Here is a 15,310-nt window from a genome sequence, read left to right as displayed (position 1 = left end):
TGAACCTGGCCTTTATTCCCCCGCCAGGCCGGGCAGGCTGGCCAGTTGGGCGACCCGTTCCAGTTTGCGTGTGGAGACGATGATCGAACCGCTCGCGTTGCGGGCCAGGGCCTGGGTCAGCTTGACCGGCGCCGGCACCGCGCGCGTGGCGGCATCGGTCATATAGCCGTAGGTGAATTGCAACGGGCGCTGGTGCGCCTGGAGCAAGTCGGCCTGATGCAGGCTCAGGCTGTCGCGTACCTGCACCAATTGCGTCAGCCCCGGGCTTTGCTCCAGCATGGCGGCAATGGCCGCGGCTTCCCCCGCGATGCCCCAATAGCGGATTTTCCCGGCCAACACCAGGCTCTCCAGCCAGCGCTGCCATTCATCGGAGGCGATCAGTTCAGCCACCGGCTCATGCAGGTAAAGGATATCGACATGGCCGCGCCGCAGCCGGCGCAGGCTTTGCTCCAGGCTGGCCCGGGCGCGCGCCAGCGACCAGTCCACGACCGGCTGGTTGAGGCTCTTGATGAATTTGCCGGCGACCTTGCGCAGCAGGATGTCCGGCACCTGGGGACTGGAGCCGGATGGGCCGTAGAGGCCGACCTTGGTGGCGATCGTGATGCCTTGCAGCTCGCTGGCGGAAAGCTGGCCGAGGCTTTGTTCGGCCAGTCCGAAGCCGTAGTAAGGCGAGGTATCGAAATGCGTGAAGCCGGCGTCGATCGCCGCGCGCAGCAAGGCCAGGCGCTGTTCCTGCCTGAACAGGTGGTGCAGGCTGGCGGTGCCGAAGGAAAAGCGGCTGACAGCCAGGTCGGTGCCGGGGATGGTGATTTTCTTCATGGGCGGAATGGGGGGATTGTCCTGGCCCGATGTCGGTAGCGGGAACGGATAAAACGAAGGGATGGCGCTGCGCTCCTGCGCTCCGCCGGCCAGGCGCGCGGCCAGGCGCACGCCCATCGCCACCGCGAGGAAGGTCGGGTTGGCTTCGCCGGTGGTGGGGAAATTGCTGCTCGATGCCACATGCAAATGCGCCACGCCATGCACCGCGCCATTGCGGTCGACCACGCCGGCGCCGGGATCGGCGCTCATGCGCGTGGTGCCGGTCTGGTGGAAGCCATCGGAGGCCTGTTCCAGGATATGGTCGAGGCGTTGTTCGGGCGGCCGGTGATAGGCGACATGACCCATGCCCGCCGCGCGCAGGTTCTGGTCCAGCACTTCGTGCGCCCGCAGCACCGATTCGGCATCGGCCGGCAGGTAGCGGAAGTCGATGTGCAGGCGCGGCCTGCCATAGGCATCCTGTTGCTTGGCCAAGGTAACCCGGCTATCCGGATTGGGCAATTGTTCGGCGTGATAATTCAGTGCATAGGTGCCGCCCTCGTTGCGCAGCACGAAGCCCGGCTTGCGGGTCGGCGACAGGTAGCGCAGGTGCAGGATGTCGAATACGTCGGCGACGGCGCGCCAGGGCCGCCGCAGTACGTTCAGCATATGCGCGCCATAGCGGTATGGCGGAGGACCGATGTGTTTCAGGCGAATCGCTTCGCTGAGCAGGCGGCGGCCGAGCAGCGGGACGGAGAGCGCGAGGAACACCAGCGACAAGGTCGGGTTGCGGTGGCGCTCGTCGTAGAACGGCGGGTTGTCGGCGAAGAACGAGGTATTGAGCAGTTGCCGTTCGCGCTGCACGCGTTCGGTCAGCGTGAAGCGGCGGCGCACATAGGTGCCGGTCTGGTCGAGTGAGAAGTCCAGCGCCGTGAAGGATTTCGGCTTGGTCAGCACCAGGCTGCCGATGCTGCCGAAAATATGCCCCATGTAATAGCCGCCGAGCGGTCCGCCCTGGCCGCCGAACAGTCCGGGCATGTCGTGTGCCCGGCGCGCCTGTTCGGCCAGTAGCAGGCGGGTCGTCTCCAGCCCGCCGCAGGCCAGCACGTAATCGCCGGCATGGACTTCGATGGCTTGGTCGACATGCCGCACTTGCAGGCCGCGCAGGTGGATGCCGCCGTCGGCTTGCGGTATCAGGTCCAGGCCGGTGACCGTCGCATCGCACAGGATATCGATGCCCGGCGTGGCCAGTGCCCAGCCGCCAAGCTTGGGCGCCAGCTTGGGCTGCTGCGACCAGCGCTCCAGCTGCGAGAGCTCGATTTCCGGCATTGCGGGCCAGTCGGATGGAGAGCGGAACAGCGCCTTGCTGCAATCGAGGAATTGCGCCGCCGCCGGATACCAGGGCAGCAGTTCGTCGAGCCCAATCGGCCACCCGCTGCCGGGCACGAAATCGCGTGGGGCGAAATCGATCGGCTCGAACGGCACGCAACGGCCACCCCATAACCAGGAGCCGCCACCCAGGCCGCGCTGTGTGGCAATTTCCATCGGCGCATGGCGTTGCGCATCGGCGATGTGGGCCCTGACATGTTCTTGTCCGGTGTCGTCGCACTCACTCGTTCCCGATTCCAGGAGCAGTACGCGCGCGCCGCGCGCCCGCGCTTCCAGCGCCATTGACAGGCCGACCGGGCCGGTGCCGACAATGCATAGGTCGTAACAATGGTCGGCGCTCAGGCCGGACAGAATTGCCATAAAGGCCCCCCGATTAATTCTTTTTACCGAAAAAATGCTGCTTCAGACGCTTCATTTGCCATGCACGCAGGTAGCGCCGGAATTCGGGGTTGTCGTAACGCGGCAGGCCCCGCAGCGCCGACAGGAAATAGCTGTAGATCATCAGCAGGCCGCCGATGACGACAGGCTTTTCGCGCATGCGATTGATGCCGGTGGCGATCGCGTAGAGCGGGTGGTACCCCATATACCAGTTGCCGCGCCCCCAGCGCAGGCGTCCCTCGTAGATATGCTTGTCGGACGAGCCCATGATCCGGTGGTGCCACAGCCAGGCTTGCGGATCGTAGTAGCAGAAGGTTTTCCAACCCTTCATCCAGGCCGTATGCACATCGATGCCATCCCATGACAGATGCTGCACAAAGCCGCCGATGTCCTCGAAGGCATCGCGCCGGTACAGTTTGAACTGGCCGGCGACTTGTTCATCGATATGGCTTTCCTCGATGTACTTGCCGTCTTCGTAGCGATAGACCTTGCCCGATACCGCGGCCAGTTTTGGGTCTTCGCTGAATTTTTGGAACATGCGTTCCAGGTAGCGCGGGCCGAACGACATGTCGCCATCCAGCTTGGCGATGTATTGGTAATCCTTGTTGAGGATGTGTTCGACGCCGAAGTTGAAGGCCGCCACAACGCCGCCGCCCAACTTGCGGAAGCCGCGATCCTGCCGGGGAACCAGCCGGATGAAGGGAAACTTCGCGGCATATTCGCGCACGATGTCGGGCGTCTGGTCGGTCGAACCGTCGTCCACCAGGATCCATTCCAGCGGCCGGCATGTCTGCGCGACCATCGAATCCATGGTCAGGCGGAGATATTGCGCCTCGTCCCTCACCGGCGAAATGATGACCAGCGGAACGACACGCGGGTCATCCGCCGGGGGCGCGGCGACCGGCTGCAACGCTTCTGCCTGTTGGAGAGCGTTCATGCGCGGGCAGCGGAAAGAGGACGTGGAGACATGACAGCTTGCTATCGGGACGGTTTCAAGTTTTCTTAAAGTCCGGAAAATCGCGTTTTTGTCGGCATTTCCAAGAATTACCGACGAAAAGCATCATAAATTTATTTAACGAGCTATCGCTAGAATTGTTAAAATAATGTCAATTTTATACCATTTTATCGCCCGATGAGCTTTGGGGAAAGCGATCCGATCAATGGAAGGCATCAGTGCAATGCAGACACAAGCGGCGCCAGCGAGGCTGAACGCGACGGCATTTCCGACTGTGCCCTTGTTTGGGCTGGATATTTGCGCGGTCCGCTTCGATGAGACGGCCGACGCCTTGTTTGCCTGCGCCAGCGCCGGCGCGCGTCCCGCCCGTGTGATCGTCACGCCCAATGTCGACCATCTGGTACGGCTGCAGGATGCGCCCGCCGAATTCACCGAGACGTATCGCGGTGCGGATTACATTTTCGCCGATGGCATGCCCGTGGTGTGGGCCAGCCGGCTCCTGGGCCGGCCCTTGCCGGAGCGCGTTACCGGCGCAGACCTGTTCGTGGCGCTGGCGCAACAGGCGAGCCAGGCCGGGATGCCGGTCACCGTCATCGGCGGCATGCCGGGGCAGGAAGAGATGCTGCGCGCAGCGTTCACACGCGTTTATCCGGGGATGCCGCTGGAGCTGTTCTGCCCATCGATGCAATTCGACCCGCTGGGTGCGGAGGGGATCGAAGCCCGGAACCGGATCAATCGCCAGCGGCCCGGGATCGTGTTCGTTTGCCTGGGCATGCCCAAGCAGGAACGCTGGGCGTTCGCCTGGCAGCAGCAACTGGATGCGTCGCTGGTGCTGTGCGTCGGGGCCGCAATGGACTTTGCGCTCGGCTTCAAGCGGCGGGCGCCGCTGTGGATGCAGAAAGCCGGACTAGAGTGGTTCTGGCGGCTGGCATCGGAGCCGCACCGCTTGTGGCGGCGCTACATCATGCGGGGATCGCGTTTCGTTGGCTTGCTGGCGCGGGAGCTGAGAAAAAACCACAAAGGCAAGGCCGGCCGCTGAACGGCATTCGAACCGACCCGGAAGGTCATTACGACAGGAGTGGAACGTGGGTTTTTATCGCGATACCAACAATCACCATATTGCCTTGTTTGGATTTATCGTCGGTGCCGTTTATGCCGCCGTCATCGTGCTCAGCCTGATGCTGTGCGCGACGTTCTATGAGCCGGCGCAGTTCACGACATTCCGTTACATCGGCTTGCTCGGCATGATCGGCGGGTTCCTCGTATTCAGCGATACGCGCCGTTTCGAAATCAACAATGACGCCTGGGCGATCCACGGCATCGGCAGCATTTTCAAATCCTGGCTGACGGTGTATTTTTCCATCGTGCTGCTGGTCTACCTGTCCAAGACGGGCGAAAACTATTCCCGTATCGTCATGCTTGCCTGGCTGATCGTCACGCCGGTGGCGCTGGTGCTGGCCTCGATTCTCACCCGTTACTGGGCATTGCGGCTCTACAACTCCAAAGAGCAGCGCCGCTCGGCGGTTTTCGTCGGCTTCAGCGAGGACTCCCAGCAACTGGCAAGTTCCTTCAAGAGCGCCAGGATCCTTGGCATCAAGCCGGTCGGATTCTTCGACAACCGCCAGGGAGTGCAGCGCATCGGCGATGCCCTGCCGCGTCTGGGGGCGCTGAGCGATGCCTCGGAATGGCTGCGCAAGAATCCGGTGGATGTCGTGTTCATCGGCCTGGTGCATGTGCGCGCGGCCGACATCCTCCCCATTATCGATTCGCTGCATGACTCGGTGGCTTCGTTCTATTTCGTGCCGGAGTCCAAGCTGTTCGGCCTGGGCCATATCAAGTACGAAGAGTTTGCCGGTGCGCCGGTGCTGTGCGCTTACGAAACCCCGTTCATCGGGCTGGCGCGTATCTTCAAGCGATTGTTCGACGTGGTGCTGGCGGCGCTGATCCTGATCCTGCTGAGCCCGCTGATGTTCCTGATCGCCATTGGCGTCAAGCTGTCATCGCCGGGGGCGGTGATTTTCAAGCAAAAACGCTATGGCGTGGGCGGCCAGGAAATCGTAGTGTCCAAATTCCGCACCATGCGCAGCGACCTGCCGCCTGAAACCGGCGAGGTCAAGCAGGCGACCGTGGACGATGTGCGCGTGACGCCGCTGGGCCGCATCTTGCGCAAGACTTCGCTGGATGAGTTGCCGCAGTTTCTCAACGTGCTGGAAGGCTCGATGAGCATCGTCGGCCCGCGCCCGCACGCGGTCCAGCATAACGAGCTCTATCGCCGCCAGGTGAAAGGCTATATGCTGCGCCACAAGGTCAAGCCGGGCATTACCGGATGGGCGCAGATCAATGGCTTGCGCGGCGAAACCGATACCTTGGAGAAGATGCAAAAACGCATCGAGTGCGACCTGTACTACATGCGGCATTGGTCGCTGTCGCTTGACCTGAAGATCATCCTGAGGACAGTCCTGGTGGTATTCAAAGGCCAAAATGCGTATTGAACCGGCCGCCATGCCGGTTGTCGTGCCTGGCCTGGCCCCGGGCGCGTTGCAGGTACGCGTGTTCACTTCGCTGGAAGCGGCGCAGGCGCGCTGGGAGGCAGCCGGGCAGGCATGCGCCGGCTACGGCTTTCAGCGTTTCGCCTGGCTGGTCCACTGGCAGCGCCAACTGGGGCAGCGGCAGGGATGGCGACCGGCCTTGACCGAAGTCTGCGACGCCGGCGGCCGCACGCTGATGTTCATCCCTTTCGGCCTGCGCTCTCAGGCCGGCTTGCGCGTGCTGGGGCTGCTCGGCGGCGAAGTGACCGACTACAACGCCTGCCTGTTGCATCCCGACTTCGCGCGGCAGGTTCCGGCCGATCGCTGGGAAGCGTTCTGGCAGGCGCTGCAGCCTGCGCTGCCGCCGTTCGACCTGGTGCGCATCAGGCGTTCTCCATTGCAGATCGAGCATCCCGCCAGCGGCGAAATGTTCGACAATCCGTTGACCTATTGGCCGCAGGCCCGGGCCGCCTGGCAACTCGAACGCGCCCATATCGCGACGCTGGGCGAGAGTTTCGGGGCCTTCCAGAAAACGCGCAGCGCCAGGATGTTTGCCGATACCCGCCGCCAGCGGCGGCGCCTGGAAGAACTGTGCCCGGGCGGCGTGCGCATCGTGCTGCGGGCGCAAGGCACGGAACAGGATGCCATCGTGGCGGCCATGGCGCGCCAGAAGGCGCGGCGCTGGCGCGAAACCGGCAGCCGCGACTTATTCGCCGAACCCGGCTATCTGGACTTCTACCGGGGTCTTGCCGCCGATTGTGGCGGCGCACAGGGCTGGGTGCAGGTATCGGCCCTGTTCGTCGGCGACGAGATCGTCGCCACCCACTGGGGCATTGGGCACGGACGGCGCTTCTACTGGATCATGCCCGGTTATGAAGACGGCCAATGGGGACGCTACTCGGTCGGCCGGGTATTGATGGAGGCGGTGCTGCAGGATTGCATCGCCCGCGGTTTCGCCTTGTTCGACCTGACCGTGGGCGACGAGGCCTACAAGGCGCAATGGGCCGACCATGAACTGGCGCTCGCCAGTTTCGAAGCCGGCGTCAGTTGGCGCGGCAAAGGCGTGGTGGCGCTGCGTCGCCTCTGGCGCGCCGCCAGGGAGAAGGCGCGCGGCCATCGGGGTTTGCGCAACCTGGTGCGCCGCCTGAGCGGCAAGGCGCCGTTATAGTTCCTTATCCCGCCTGGGATTCCCAATAATCGATCGCCGCCCCAACCGGCAAGACCTTGCAGCCGGCCTCGAGCGCCGCCTTCACCGCCTGCTCCAAACGTTCAGGGGGATAGCCGAAACGGCTGGGCGGATCTTCCACATCGTGCGTGTTGAGCACCAGCCAGCCTTTGCGGGCGGCGGTTTGATCTACCAATTCTTCGTAGGAAGGCGTCCCGGTCGTTTCTGCATACAGGCGGTAGGTCTGGATCGCGTTCAGGTCGACCTCGCCGTAATGCGGGCCGCCGCCGGTGATGCGACTGGAGCGGAAGCGCCGGCGGCAGATCCGTTTGGCGCCCAGCGCGTAGGCGCCGAACGGGTAAGCGAAATCCAGTCGCTGCAAATCCACGCCCAGATGTTCAAGAAAACGCGCATTGCGTTCCAGTTCCGCCGTGAGCTTATCGGCGCCAAGGGTGTCGCAGCGGATGTGCGAATAGCTGTGGCAGCCGACTTCATGCCCGCTGGCCAGCAGCCGGCGCAGTTGTGCTTCGGAGTGGCAGGGTTTGCCTTCCTCCAGTTGGCCGGTCAGGCCGCCGGCGACGTAGAAGGTGCCGCGCGCGCCATGCCGTTCCAATGCCGCCGCGCCGGCTTGGCAGGCTGAGGCCGGCACGTCGTCGAAGGTGAAGCTGACCACGCCGGCCGGCCCGCGCAGGGGCAGCATATTGCGATGGGTATGGCGGGCGAGCAGACGGTTCAGGCGCAGTGCAATGGAGGGGGGCATGGTGATGGGATCGCGTCAATCGTTGACGATATGCGCGCCGAAGCGCTTGCGCAAGTTCATGAAGGGTTGCTCCAGGCCATAGTATGACGCCGTCGCCAACGCGAATGATAGTACCAGCGCCGTCAGCGCGAAACCGAGGTAGTGCGGCAGGCCGATCCGGCCGATGCCGAGGCTGCCAGGGCCCCAGAGTATTTCGCTCAAGACGATGGCGATGGGGTGGTAGAGGTAGAGCGAATAGGACCATGCCCCCAGCTTGCGGCCCGGCCTCGACTCCAGCACTGCCGTTACCGGCTGCATCGCACGGGTGAAGCAGATCGCGGTGATCAGCGGCATCAGCGCCAGTCCTTGCAGCGAATAGCGCAGCGTGTCGCGGAAATGGTCGTTGCGGATCAGGAAAGAGGCCAGCAGCATCAGCACGCAAACCGCCTGCACCAGCTTGCCCGAGGAGAAACGCACCCAGCGCTGCTGCGTGTCATTGGCCAGGATCAGCGTCAGCCAGGCGCCATAGAGGATGGAGTCGATGCGGGTGTCGGTGCCCATGTAGATGCGGTCGCTGCTGGCGCCGCTGAAATGCAGGCCGCTGCGCCACAGCAGCACCGCCAGCACGCCCAGCCCCAGCGTCAGGGAAAATGCGCGCAGCCGGGGCGCCAGCGCGGCGCACAGCAGGGGGAACAGCAGGTAGTACTGCTCTTCGATCGACAGCGACCAGAGGATGCTGAACGGGTCGAAACCGTCGCGCCCCTGGCCGAAGTGGAGGTAGATGCCGTAGTAGTTGGCGTAGTAGAACAGGGCCGAGGCGATCTTGCCCCAGGGCGTGATGCCGCCGTCGGCGTTGAAGGCCAGCGTGCCCAGCACGATCGCCATCAGCAGCGCCGGATAGAGCCGGAACGCCCGGCGCGCATAGAAGTTGGCGATGCCGATCTGGCCCTTGGCCTGATGCTCGGCCAGCAGCAGCCGGGTGATCAGCATGCCGCTGATGAAGAAGAACAGCGTCACGCCGAAGCCGCCCGGAATCACGTGGTTGAACCCCAGGTGCGCCACCAGCACCAGCAGCACCGCGCAGGCGCGCAGGCCGTCCAGGCCGGGAATGTAGCCGTAGGCGGGCGTCGCGCCGGCCGGCGGCCTCACCGGAGATCCTCGATCTGTTGCCGGGCGCGGTTGTAGCCCATCGGGTTGGCGTCGGTATAGGCGCCACTGATGTTGTCGAAGGTGTAGTTCAGGCTTATCTGGAAATAGCTGCGGGTATAGTCGGCGCCGCCGCTGGCGCGGGTCTGCTCGCGCGAGGCGTCGGCGCGGAAGGCCAGGCGCCGGGTGATGTCGTAGTCGTAGCGCAGGCCGAGGCGCAGCAGCTTGTCCTGGCCGCTGCCGGTTCCCTGGAATGCCGTGACCCCGTTGTTGACCGTGAAGCTGTCGTATTTCTGGGATTCCAGCGACAGCAGTAGGGTGACGCGCGATTTCGGCGTGGCCTGCCAAACGTTGCGGCCCTGGATGCCGGTGTTGATCACGTACAGGCGGTTATCCGCTTCCACGTTGGATTGCGGGGAATGCCAGACGCGCCCGTAGAAGGTGCTCTTGCTGGTGTAGTGCCAGTCGATCCCGAGTTCGGTCGACAGCAGTTTGCTGTTGCGCTCGGCATGGGTATTGAACTGGCGCGAGATGGTGCCGAGATGGCCGATGAAAATGGTGTTCTCGGTGTAGCGCCAGCCGGCATCGACGAAGATTTCCGAATCGGTGTAGCCGGAATCGAAATCGGCTACCTGGTTCAGGAACGGCGTGGCGACAGCGGCGACGGGATCCGGGTTGGCGACGATGCCGCGTTCCGGGAATTTCACCTTGCTTTGGCGAAAGCCGCCCGAGTAAATCGATTTCGTGCCGGAGGTATAACGCAAGGCAGCCTGCCAGGTGTTGCTGTTCATGTTGTACATCCTGGCCCGGTCCGGCACTTCATAGCTCAACGTCTGCTGGGTGAAGGTGACCGGGAGATCGAAGCGGTCCGAGAAGCGGTAGGCGACTTCGGCCACATCTTCCCGCACGTGCGGATGTTCCGGCTCCACGTTCGAGACCAGGGCCGGATAGGAAATGGCCGTGCGGCCGCCGAAATAGTTGTACAGGCGGTCGTCGATGCGATGGCGGATGCGGCCCTTGAGCCAATTGCTGAATTCCATGGTGTATTGGGCATCCACCTGCTTCTTCGTGTAGTTCAGGCTGCTGCCGCCGCTGCCGGGAATATCGTTCGGGCTGCTGCCGTAGTCGGAAAAGCTGCTGCCATAGTGCATCTTGGAGGCCGATGCGGTCAGCTGGAAGTTGGTGCGCTGGGTCGGCAGCGGCAGGAACAGCCCGAAGCGCAGGTCGCTGGACCACGCGGTATCGGTTGTTTTAAGCGAATCGGTACTGTTGCCAGGGAACAGGAACGGGTTGTCGATCCGGTACCAGCTCACGCCCGTCTGCAATGCATATTCGGCCGTCGCATGCGCCGGCAGCGCGCCCGTTGCGGCGGCCAGCGCGGCCAGCAGGCGCAGGCCGCCGGCGAGGCGGCCCGCGCGAAGCCATCCCCGTTGTTCACTCATCGGCGACCACCTCATACCAGGGGGATGCTTCGGCGGCATCGGCTTGCATCAGGACCGTCAATACCCCGCCGGCCAGCGAGACCCGGTTGGCGCCCAGCGCCACCATGCGCTTGCCGCTGCCATCCAGCGGGTAGACGCTGGCGCGGCGCGCCTGGGTGCGCAGGCTGAGCTGTACCTGGCTGCGCTCCATCCAGACCGGACCCTCGACATCGCGGGCGCCGGAGGGACGGCCGGTGATGCCGGGGTCGGCTTCCAGCGTCATCCATTGGCTGTCGTTCTTGTAGCGCACGATTTCTTTCGGCCGCTGCGGCGCGGAGCCGGCCTGGGTGCCGGTGACGGCGGCGGCCAGGCTGACCAGCACATGGCGCGAGGCTTCCAGCTTGCGGTTGTCCAGCGAAGTGATGACGATGCTGGCAAAGCCGCGGCCCTTGCCGACCAGCGAGGCCGACACGGCGGCATCGCCGGCCTTGCGGGTTTGCAGGAAGCCGATGAAGGCGCGCATCTGGTCGGTGCGTAGTTCGATCATGCGCTGCAGCGGCGCATAGTCGAATTGGCCGTTGGGCGAGTGCAGCGTGGCGTTGGCGGCGATCGGCGTTTGTTTGCCCTGGGGCGTGCCGTTGACATCGATGGCGACCCGGGCCTGCGAGGCAAGTTCGGGAGTGACGCCGCTGGCCACGGCAAGGTGCGTGTCGAAGGCGCCGATGTCGCGCACCGAGGCGATCGCCAGCCGGGCCTGCTGCTGCAGCGGAACATTGATCTGGGTAGGCAGCGGCACCACCAGGCCGCGGCGGAAGATCAGCGCGCTTTGGCCGGTCTGGGCGAATTTGCCCCAATCGCCGGAAAGGGTGAAGGCCGACGGCGTGTCGGACCAGTTGTCGCCGTCCATGTAATCGAAGAAGAACAGGCCGTCCCAATCCTGGGCGGCGGCGATGGCCGCCATCAGCGGTTGGATTTCGCTGCTCTGGCGGTTGGGGAAGGGCTGGTTGAATTCGGAGACGACAAACGGCTTGCGCGCATCGCGCCGCAACGACAGGCGGAGGATGCGCAGGATTTCGCCGCCGCTGGCGGCGCTGTCGCGCAAGCGCCAGTCGTAGCGATCCCAGGCCTTGCCGGGATAGTCGGGGTGGTCGATGTAGAAGTGCTCGTCGATGTAGTCCATGCCGGCCTGCGAATCGAAGTTGAGCACGCCGCCATAACCCATCTGGGTGCCGGTGACCGGCACCAGCGGATCGGTCTCCTCATGCACTACGCGGCGTATGCGTTCGAAATAGGCGCGGTCGGTGTCGGCCAGGAATTGCAGGAAATCGCGCAGGCGAACGGCTTCCCCGGCATCGCTGGGAATGCCGGGATCGGTCGGGCCGAGCAGGCGGGTGGCCAGCGCGCGCAGCTTGCCGTCGAGCTTGTCGCGCCACTGGACGATCTTGCTGGCGGCATAGTCGGCATCGGTGGGTGTGAGCAGCGGCGGCGCCGCGTCGCCGGAGCAGGTTTGCCAGGCACCGCAGGCCTTGGCATAAGAGCCGTAGCGGCGCATGACCCAGGCCTGCCACTGCTTTTTCAGTTCCGGCTCATAGGCCTTGGGCACTGCGGCGCTCCATTCACGCCGCTGCCAGGCGGCCAGCAGGGAGGACTCGTTGTTGATTTCGACCATCGCCAGCGCCGGGTTGCCGCGCAGGTCCAGCGCGCGGATCAGTTGGCGCGCAAAGTCTTCCTGCAAGGCCACCATGCGCGGATAGTAGACGTGCACCGGCGCGCCCAGTTCGGTCTCTTGCGCCTTGTTGTCCAGCGGCGGCAACTGGTCGACGGCCGGGCGGAAACGATAGCCGACGTGCAGGTTCAGGTTGACGTAGATGCCTTCCTGCCTGAGTACGCCGATGAAGTTGCGCAGGCGCGCCAGCGCGGTTGGGTTGAAGCTGGGATAGGGGCCGGGCGTGAGCAGGCTGCGCGGCGGATTGTCCTGGGTGCCGGGGCTGGTGTCCATGTGGTGCAGGCGCACCGCATTGAAGCCGAGCTTGCGCAGGCGCTTGGCCAGCCTGACGGCGTCGGCGTCCGACGGGAAATTGGTGGCGAAGCTCAGGTTGATGCCATACAGCCGCACGCGGGTGTCGTCGTCGCTATTGGCGCGGCCGTCGGGGCCGGCGCGGTAGAAGTGGCTGCCGCGCACGAACAGGCGCGCGGCGTTGTCCAGCGGCTGGTTCAGGGCCGACTGGTCGGGCGCACCGGACAGCGCATCCTGGTCGATACCGAAACGGTAGAACTGGATGCCGGCGTCGTTGCGCCGGAATTCGGGCATCTCGGCGGCCTGCGTATCGGCGCCAATCATGCTGGTCGGCGCCGCCACCGCCGCCATCGATGTTGTCGCCACGGTGTGCCATACCCATGCAACCAGGGCCAGCCTGGCCAGGCGTTCGATATGCGCGCGTTTCATCGGGCGGGGCCTTTCATTTCCGGATGTTTTTCTGGGGCCTGTTCCAACAGCGCCTGCTGCCGCTGCGCCAGTCGTTGCCGCTCTTGTTCGGCCTGCCGGGCCAACTGCATCCGGCGCACCGTCAGGCGCGCCGAAATGGAGGTGGACGAGTAGAGGAAGAAGATATTCTGGAACAACACCCCGCGGAACACTTCGCTTTCCGAGAGGTTGCTGATCAGGATCAGGATCAGCATGGCCCAGTGGATGGCGGCTTCTTCGCGGTCGAAGGTGGTCAGCCGGACCAGGCTGATGATGTGATAGATGAACACCAGCGCCAGCAGGCACAGGCCGACGATGCCCAGTTCGTTGAAGATGTCGAGGTAGCCGTTGTGCGCCTGCAGCGGGATCCAGTGCAGGATATCGATGATCGATTGCGACGGGCTGCCTTCGCCCAGCCAGAAGGCGCCGTAGCCGATGCCGAAGATCGGATGCTTGTTGATTTCCAGCACCACCAGGCGCCAGATGTCGGTGCGGCCGGTGAGGTCGGTTGATTTGTTGAAGATCGCCGTGATCGGGGACAGCAGTTCGTCGCTGTCGGGCAGGCGGCTCTCCAGGGTATAAAACACCAACAGGGCCAGCATCGCCGCCATCGCCAGCACCAGCACGATGCGGCGGCTTTCGAACTGGCCGGTCAGGTAGCGCTTGCGCACCACCATGTAGATGGCGCTGCCCAGCGTGGCTACCAGGATGGCGGTACTGCTCTTGGCCATGATCAGGATGAAGGACGCAAACAGCATGCCGGCATAGCACAGGGCGCGCGGGAACACCTGGCCCAGGCTTTCCTTGAGCCAGAACACCACGCACAGGCCGGCGATCGCACCCAGCGTGTTCTTCTGCGTCATGATGCCGCGCCAGGCGGCGCCCAGTTCGTAATCGACGCCGATGCTGGGGATGGCCAGCGCCACCACGAAGGAGATCGCCATGAGCACCATCAGCGTGCCCAGCATGGTACGGATCAGTTGCTGCCTGCCGCCTACCGGCGGCGAAATGGCGATACCCACCAGCACCAGGCCGACGAGCTGGATGACGCGTTTGAACGTGACGACCGGGTAGGGCGACCAGAGCATCGTCAAGGCGCAGTAGGCGATCATCAGGATCAGGAAGGGATTGAGATGGAGCATGTGCCGCCAGGTCCATTCCCGGTTGCGCCAGGCCAGCATGGCGCCGATGGCGAACAGCGAGCCGAACTCGATCTGGAAGATCAGGGAGCCTTCCACATAGCTGCCCGAGGGATCGGTATTGCCCCAGTTGAAGCCGGGCGGCAGCAGCGCGAACGTCATGCTCAGGACGATCAGCAGCCGCACCACGAACGGGTCGATGTTGCCGAAGGCGGATGGGCGCGCCGTGTAGAGGGGGTCAATTGCCGTATTCATGGTAGCGGTGCCCGATCAGGGCGCTGAGTTTGCCGCACTGGGCGGATGCGGCGCGCAGCCAGCGCACGACCTTGATCCGGGAGAACGGCAGGCAGGCAAGGCAGAGCCCGGCCGCGACAACCAACTGGACGGCGGCGCGCAGTCCCAGCCAGCCGCCGCGCCTGAGGCGCCCGAGCGGGGACAGGCGGGCGATTTCCGACAGCACATAGGTCTGCCCGAGCCGGTAGGAGCGGCGCAGCAGCCAGGGAAGGTTGGCGCGCTGTAGCGGCACTTCCTCGCTGACGGTGGCTTCGTCGCACCAGACGAACACGGCGCCGTGCTCCAGCATGTCGCGAAACAGCATGGTGTCTTCCGCGCCGGTGCGGCCGAACGCCGTGTCGAATGGGCCGGCTTCCGGGGCCGGGCTGACGGCCAGCATCTTGCTGCGGCGGATCAGCACATTGCCGGTGCGGGCGTCATGCGAGGTGATGGGCGCGCCGGTGGCAAAGCGCGGGCGGTTGAAAAAACCGCCCCGGCGAATCCAGGCCGGGGTGCCCTCCAAGTAGCGCGGCAGCACCGGCGCGAACACGGCATCGGCACCGAAGGCGCGTTGCGCACGCACCAGTTTGCGGACCCAACCTTCGCCGGGGGCCTCGTCGTCATCGATGAACAGGATCCATTCACCGCGTGCCGCATGGACCGCGGCATTGCGCGCGGCGGCGATGTTCGGCACCGGGACGTGCAGCGCGCGCAACGGCAGCGGCAAGCGGGCCTGCCACGCGTCCAGCACCGGGCGCGCGGATGCCTCGGGGTCGTTGTCGGCCACCACCACTTCCAGCGCCAGGCCGTCGCGGTCCTGTTCGCACAAGGCTTGCAGCAGCAGCTCCAGCAGCTGCGGCCGACGGAAGGTGCAGATGCAGATGCTGATGTCGATCGGGGCGTTTGCCGTCATGTCCA

Annotated in this window: 11 protein-coding genes; 3 read left to right on the top strand and 8 right to left on the bottom strand. The window is 64.5% G+C overall.

All coding sequences use genetic code 11. The features are described from left to right. Positions 1-12 precede the first annotated feature (12 nt). Positions 13-2,544, bottom strand: a complete 2,532-nt coding sequence (locus FB597_RS20300) for an aldo/keto reductase (protein WP_186442789.1) — start codon at positions 2,542-2,544, stop codon at positions 13-15. A 13-nt stretch (positions 2,545-2,557) separates the two neighbouring features. Beyond that, positions 2,558-3,499: a glycosyltransferase family 2 protein gene (locus FB597_RS14270; protein WP_141915548.1), complete on the bottom strand. Its 942-nt coding sequence runs from the start codon at positions 3,497-3,499 to the stop codon at positions 2,558-2,560. Positions 3,500-3,722: 223 nt separating this feature from the next. Here FB597_RS14270 and FB597_RS14265 point away from each other — a divergent pair, with 223 nt between their 5' ends. The 3 genes from FB597_RS14265 to FB597_RS14255 are packed head-to-tail and all read left to right on the top strand — an operon-like array spanning position 3,723 to position 7,213. Continuing rightward, positions 3,723-4,556: a WecB/TagA/CpsF family glycosyltransferase gene (locus FB597_RS14265; RefSeq protein ID WP_255517179.1), complete on the top strand. Its 834-nt coding sequence runs from the start codon at positions 3,723-3,725 to the stop codon at positions 4,554-4,556. A gap of 46 nt (positions 4,557-4,602) precedes the next feature. Beyond that, positions 4,603-6,009 carry an undecaprenyl-phosphate glucose phosphotransferase gene (locus FB597_RS14260; protein WP_144769908.1) on the top strand — a complete coding sequence of 469 codons (1,407 nt, stop codon included), beginning with the start codon at positions 4,603-4,605 and terminating at the stop codon, positions 6,007-6,009. After that, the gene (locus FB597_RS14255; RefSeq protein WP_144769907.1) at positions 5,999-7,213 is read left to right on the top strand and encodes a GNAT family N-acetyltransferase; all 1,215 of its coding nucleotides are present in this window, start codon (positions 5,999-6,001) and stop codon (positions 7,211-7,213) included. The genes FB597_RS14260 and FB597_RS14255 overlap by 11 nt, the downstream gene beginning before the upstream one ends. A gap of 4 nt (positions 7,214-7,217) precedes the next feature. On the opposite strand, the gene FB597_RS14250 is transcribed toward FB597_RS14255, so the two are convergent. Genes FB597_RS14250 through FB597_RS14225 form a run of 6 tightly spaced genes read right to left on the bottom strand, consistent with a single transcriptional unit; the run spans position 7,218 to position 15,305 of the window. Then, positions 7,218-7,970 carry a polysaccharide deacetylase family protein gene (locus FB597_RS14250; protein ID WP_144769906.1) on the bottom strand — a complete coding sequence of 251 codons (753 nt, stop codon included), beginning with the start codon at positions 7,968-7,970 and terminating at the stop codon, positions 7,218-7,220. 15 nt (positions 7,971-7,985) lie between these two features. Then, positions 7,986-9,098 carry an acyltransferase gene (locus tag FB597_RS14245; protein ID WP_144769905.1) on the bottom strand — a complete coding sequence of 371 codons (1,113 nt, stop codon included), beginning with the start codon at positions 9,096-9,098 and terminating at the stop codon, positions 7,986-7,988. After that, positions 9,095-10,537, bottom strand: a complete 1,443-nt coding sequence (locus tag FB597_RS14240; protein ID WP_144769904.1) for a hypothetical protein — start codon at positions 10,535-10,537, stop codon at positions 9,095-9,097. Before FB597_RS14240 ends, FB597_RS14245 begins: the two co-directional genes overlap by 4 nt. After that, the gene (locus tag FB597_RS14235) at positions 10,530-12,962 is read right to left on the bottom strand and encodes a cellulase family glycosylhydrolase (RefSeq protein WP_144769903.1); all 2,433 of its coding nucleotides are present in this window, start codon (positions 12,960-12,962) and stop codon (positions 10,530-10,532) included. The genes FB597_RS14240 and FB597_RS14235 overlap by 8 nt, the downstream gene beginning before the upstream one ends. Next, positions 12,959-14,374, bottom strand: a complete 1,416-nt coding sequence (locus FB597_RS14230; protein ID WP_144769902.1) for an O-antigen ligase — start codon at positions 14,372-14,374, stop codon at positions 12,959-12,961. The genes FB597_RS14235 and FB597_RS14230 overlap by 4 nt, the downstream gene beginning before the upstream one ends. Further along, positions 14,358-15,305 (bottom strand): glycosyltransferase family 2 protein, encoded by a 948-nt coding sequence (locus tag FB597_RS14225; protein WP_144769951.1) that lies wholly within the window; start codon positions 15,303-15,305, stop codon positions 14,358-14,360. Before FB597_RS14225 ends, FB597_RS14230 begins: the two co-directional genes overlap by 17 nt. Positions 15,306-15,310: the final 5 nt, after the last annotated feature.

Origin of the sequence: Herbaspirillum sp. SJZ099, from assembly GCF_007828355.1 — a bacterium.
Taxonomy (GTDB): Bacteria; Pseudomonadota; Gammaproteobacteria; order Burkholderiales; family Burkholderiaceae_D; genus Herbaspirillum.
Note: the sequence above shows the minus strand (reverse complement) of the source record. Positions and strands in the feature narration are given on the sequence as shown.

What these genes read in the sequence shown, in the direction of transcription:
- FB597_RS14235 (WP_144769903.1), bottom strand. Translation starts at nt 12,962, where the DNA reads ATGAAACGCGCGCATATCGAACGCCTGGCCAGGCTGGCCCTGGTTGCA.
- FB597_RS14265 (WP_255517179.1), top strand. Translation starts at nt 3,723, where the DNA reads ATGGAAGGCATCAGTGCAATGCAGACACAAGCGGCGCCAGCGAGGCTG.
- FB597_RS20300 (WP_186442789.1), bottom strand. Translation starts at nt 2,544, where the DNA reads ATGGCAATTCTGTCCGGCCTGAGCGCCGACCATTGTTACGACCTATGC.
- FB597_RS14255 (WP_144769907.1), top strand. Translation starts at nt 5,999, where the DNA reads ATGCGTATTGAACCGGCCGCCATGCCGGTTGTCGTGCCTGGCCTGGCC.
- FB597_RS14230 (WP_144769902.1), bottom strand. Translation starts at nt 14,374, where the DNA reads ATGAATACGGCAATTGACCCCCTCTACACGGCGCGCCCATCCGCCTTC.
- FB597_RS14225 (WP_144769951.1), bottom strand. Translation starts at nt 15,305, where the DNA reads ATGACGGCAAACGCCCCGATCGACATCAGCATCTGCATCTGCACCTTC.
- FB597_RS14250 (WP_144769906.1), bottom strand. Translation starts at nt 7,970, where the DNA reads ATGCCCCCCTCCATTGCACTGCGCCTGAACCGTCTGCTCGCCCGCCAT.
- FB597_RS14240 (WP_144769904.1), bottom strand. Translation starts at nt 10,537, where the DNA reads ATGAGTGAACAACGGGGATGGCTTCGCGCGGGCCGCCTCGCCGGCGGC.
- FB597_RS14270 (WP_141915548.1), bottom strand. Translation starts at nt 3,499, where the DNA reads ATGAACGCTCTCCAACAGGCAGAAGCGTTGCAGCCGGTCGCCGCGCCC.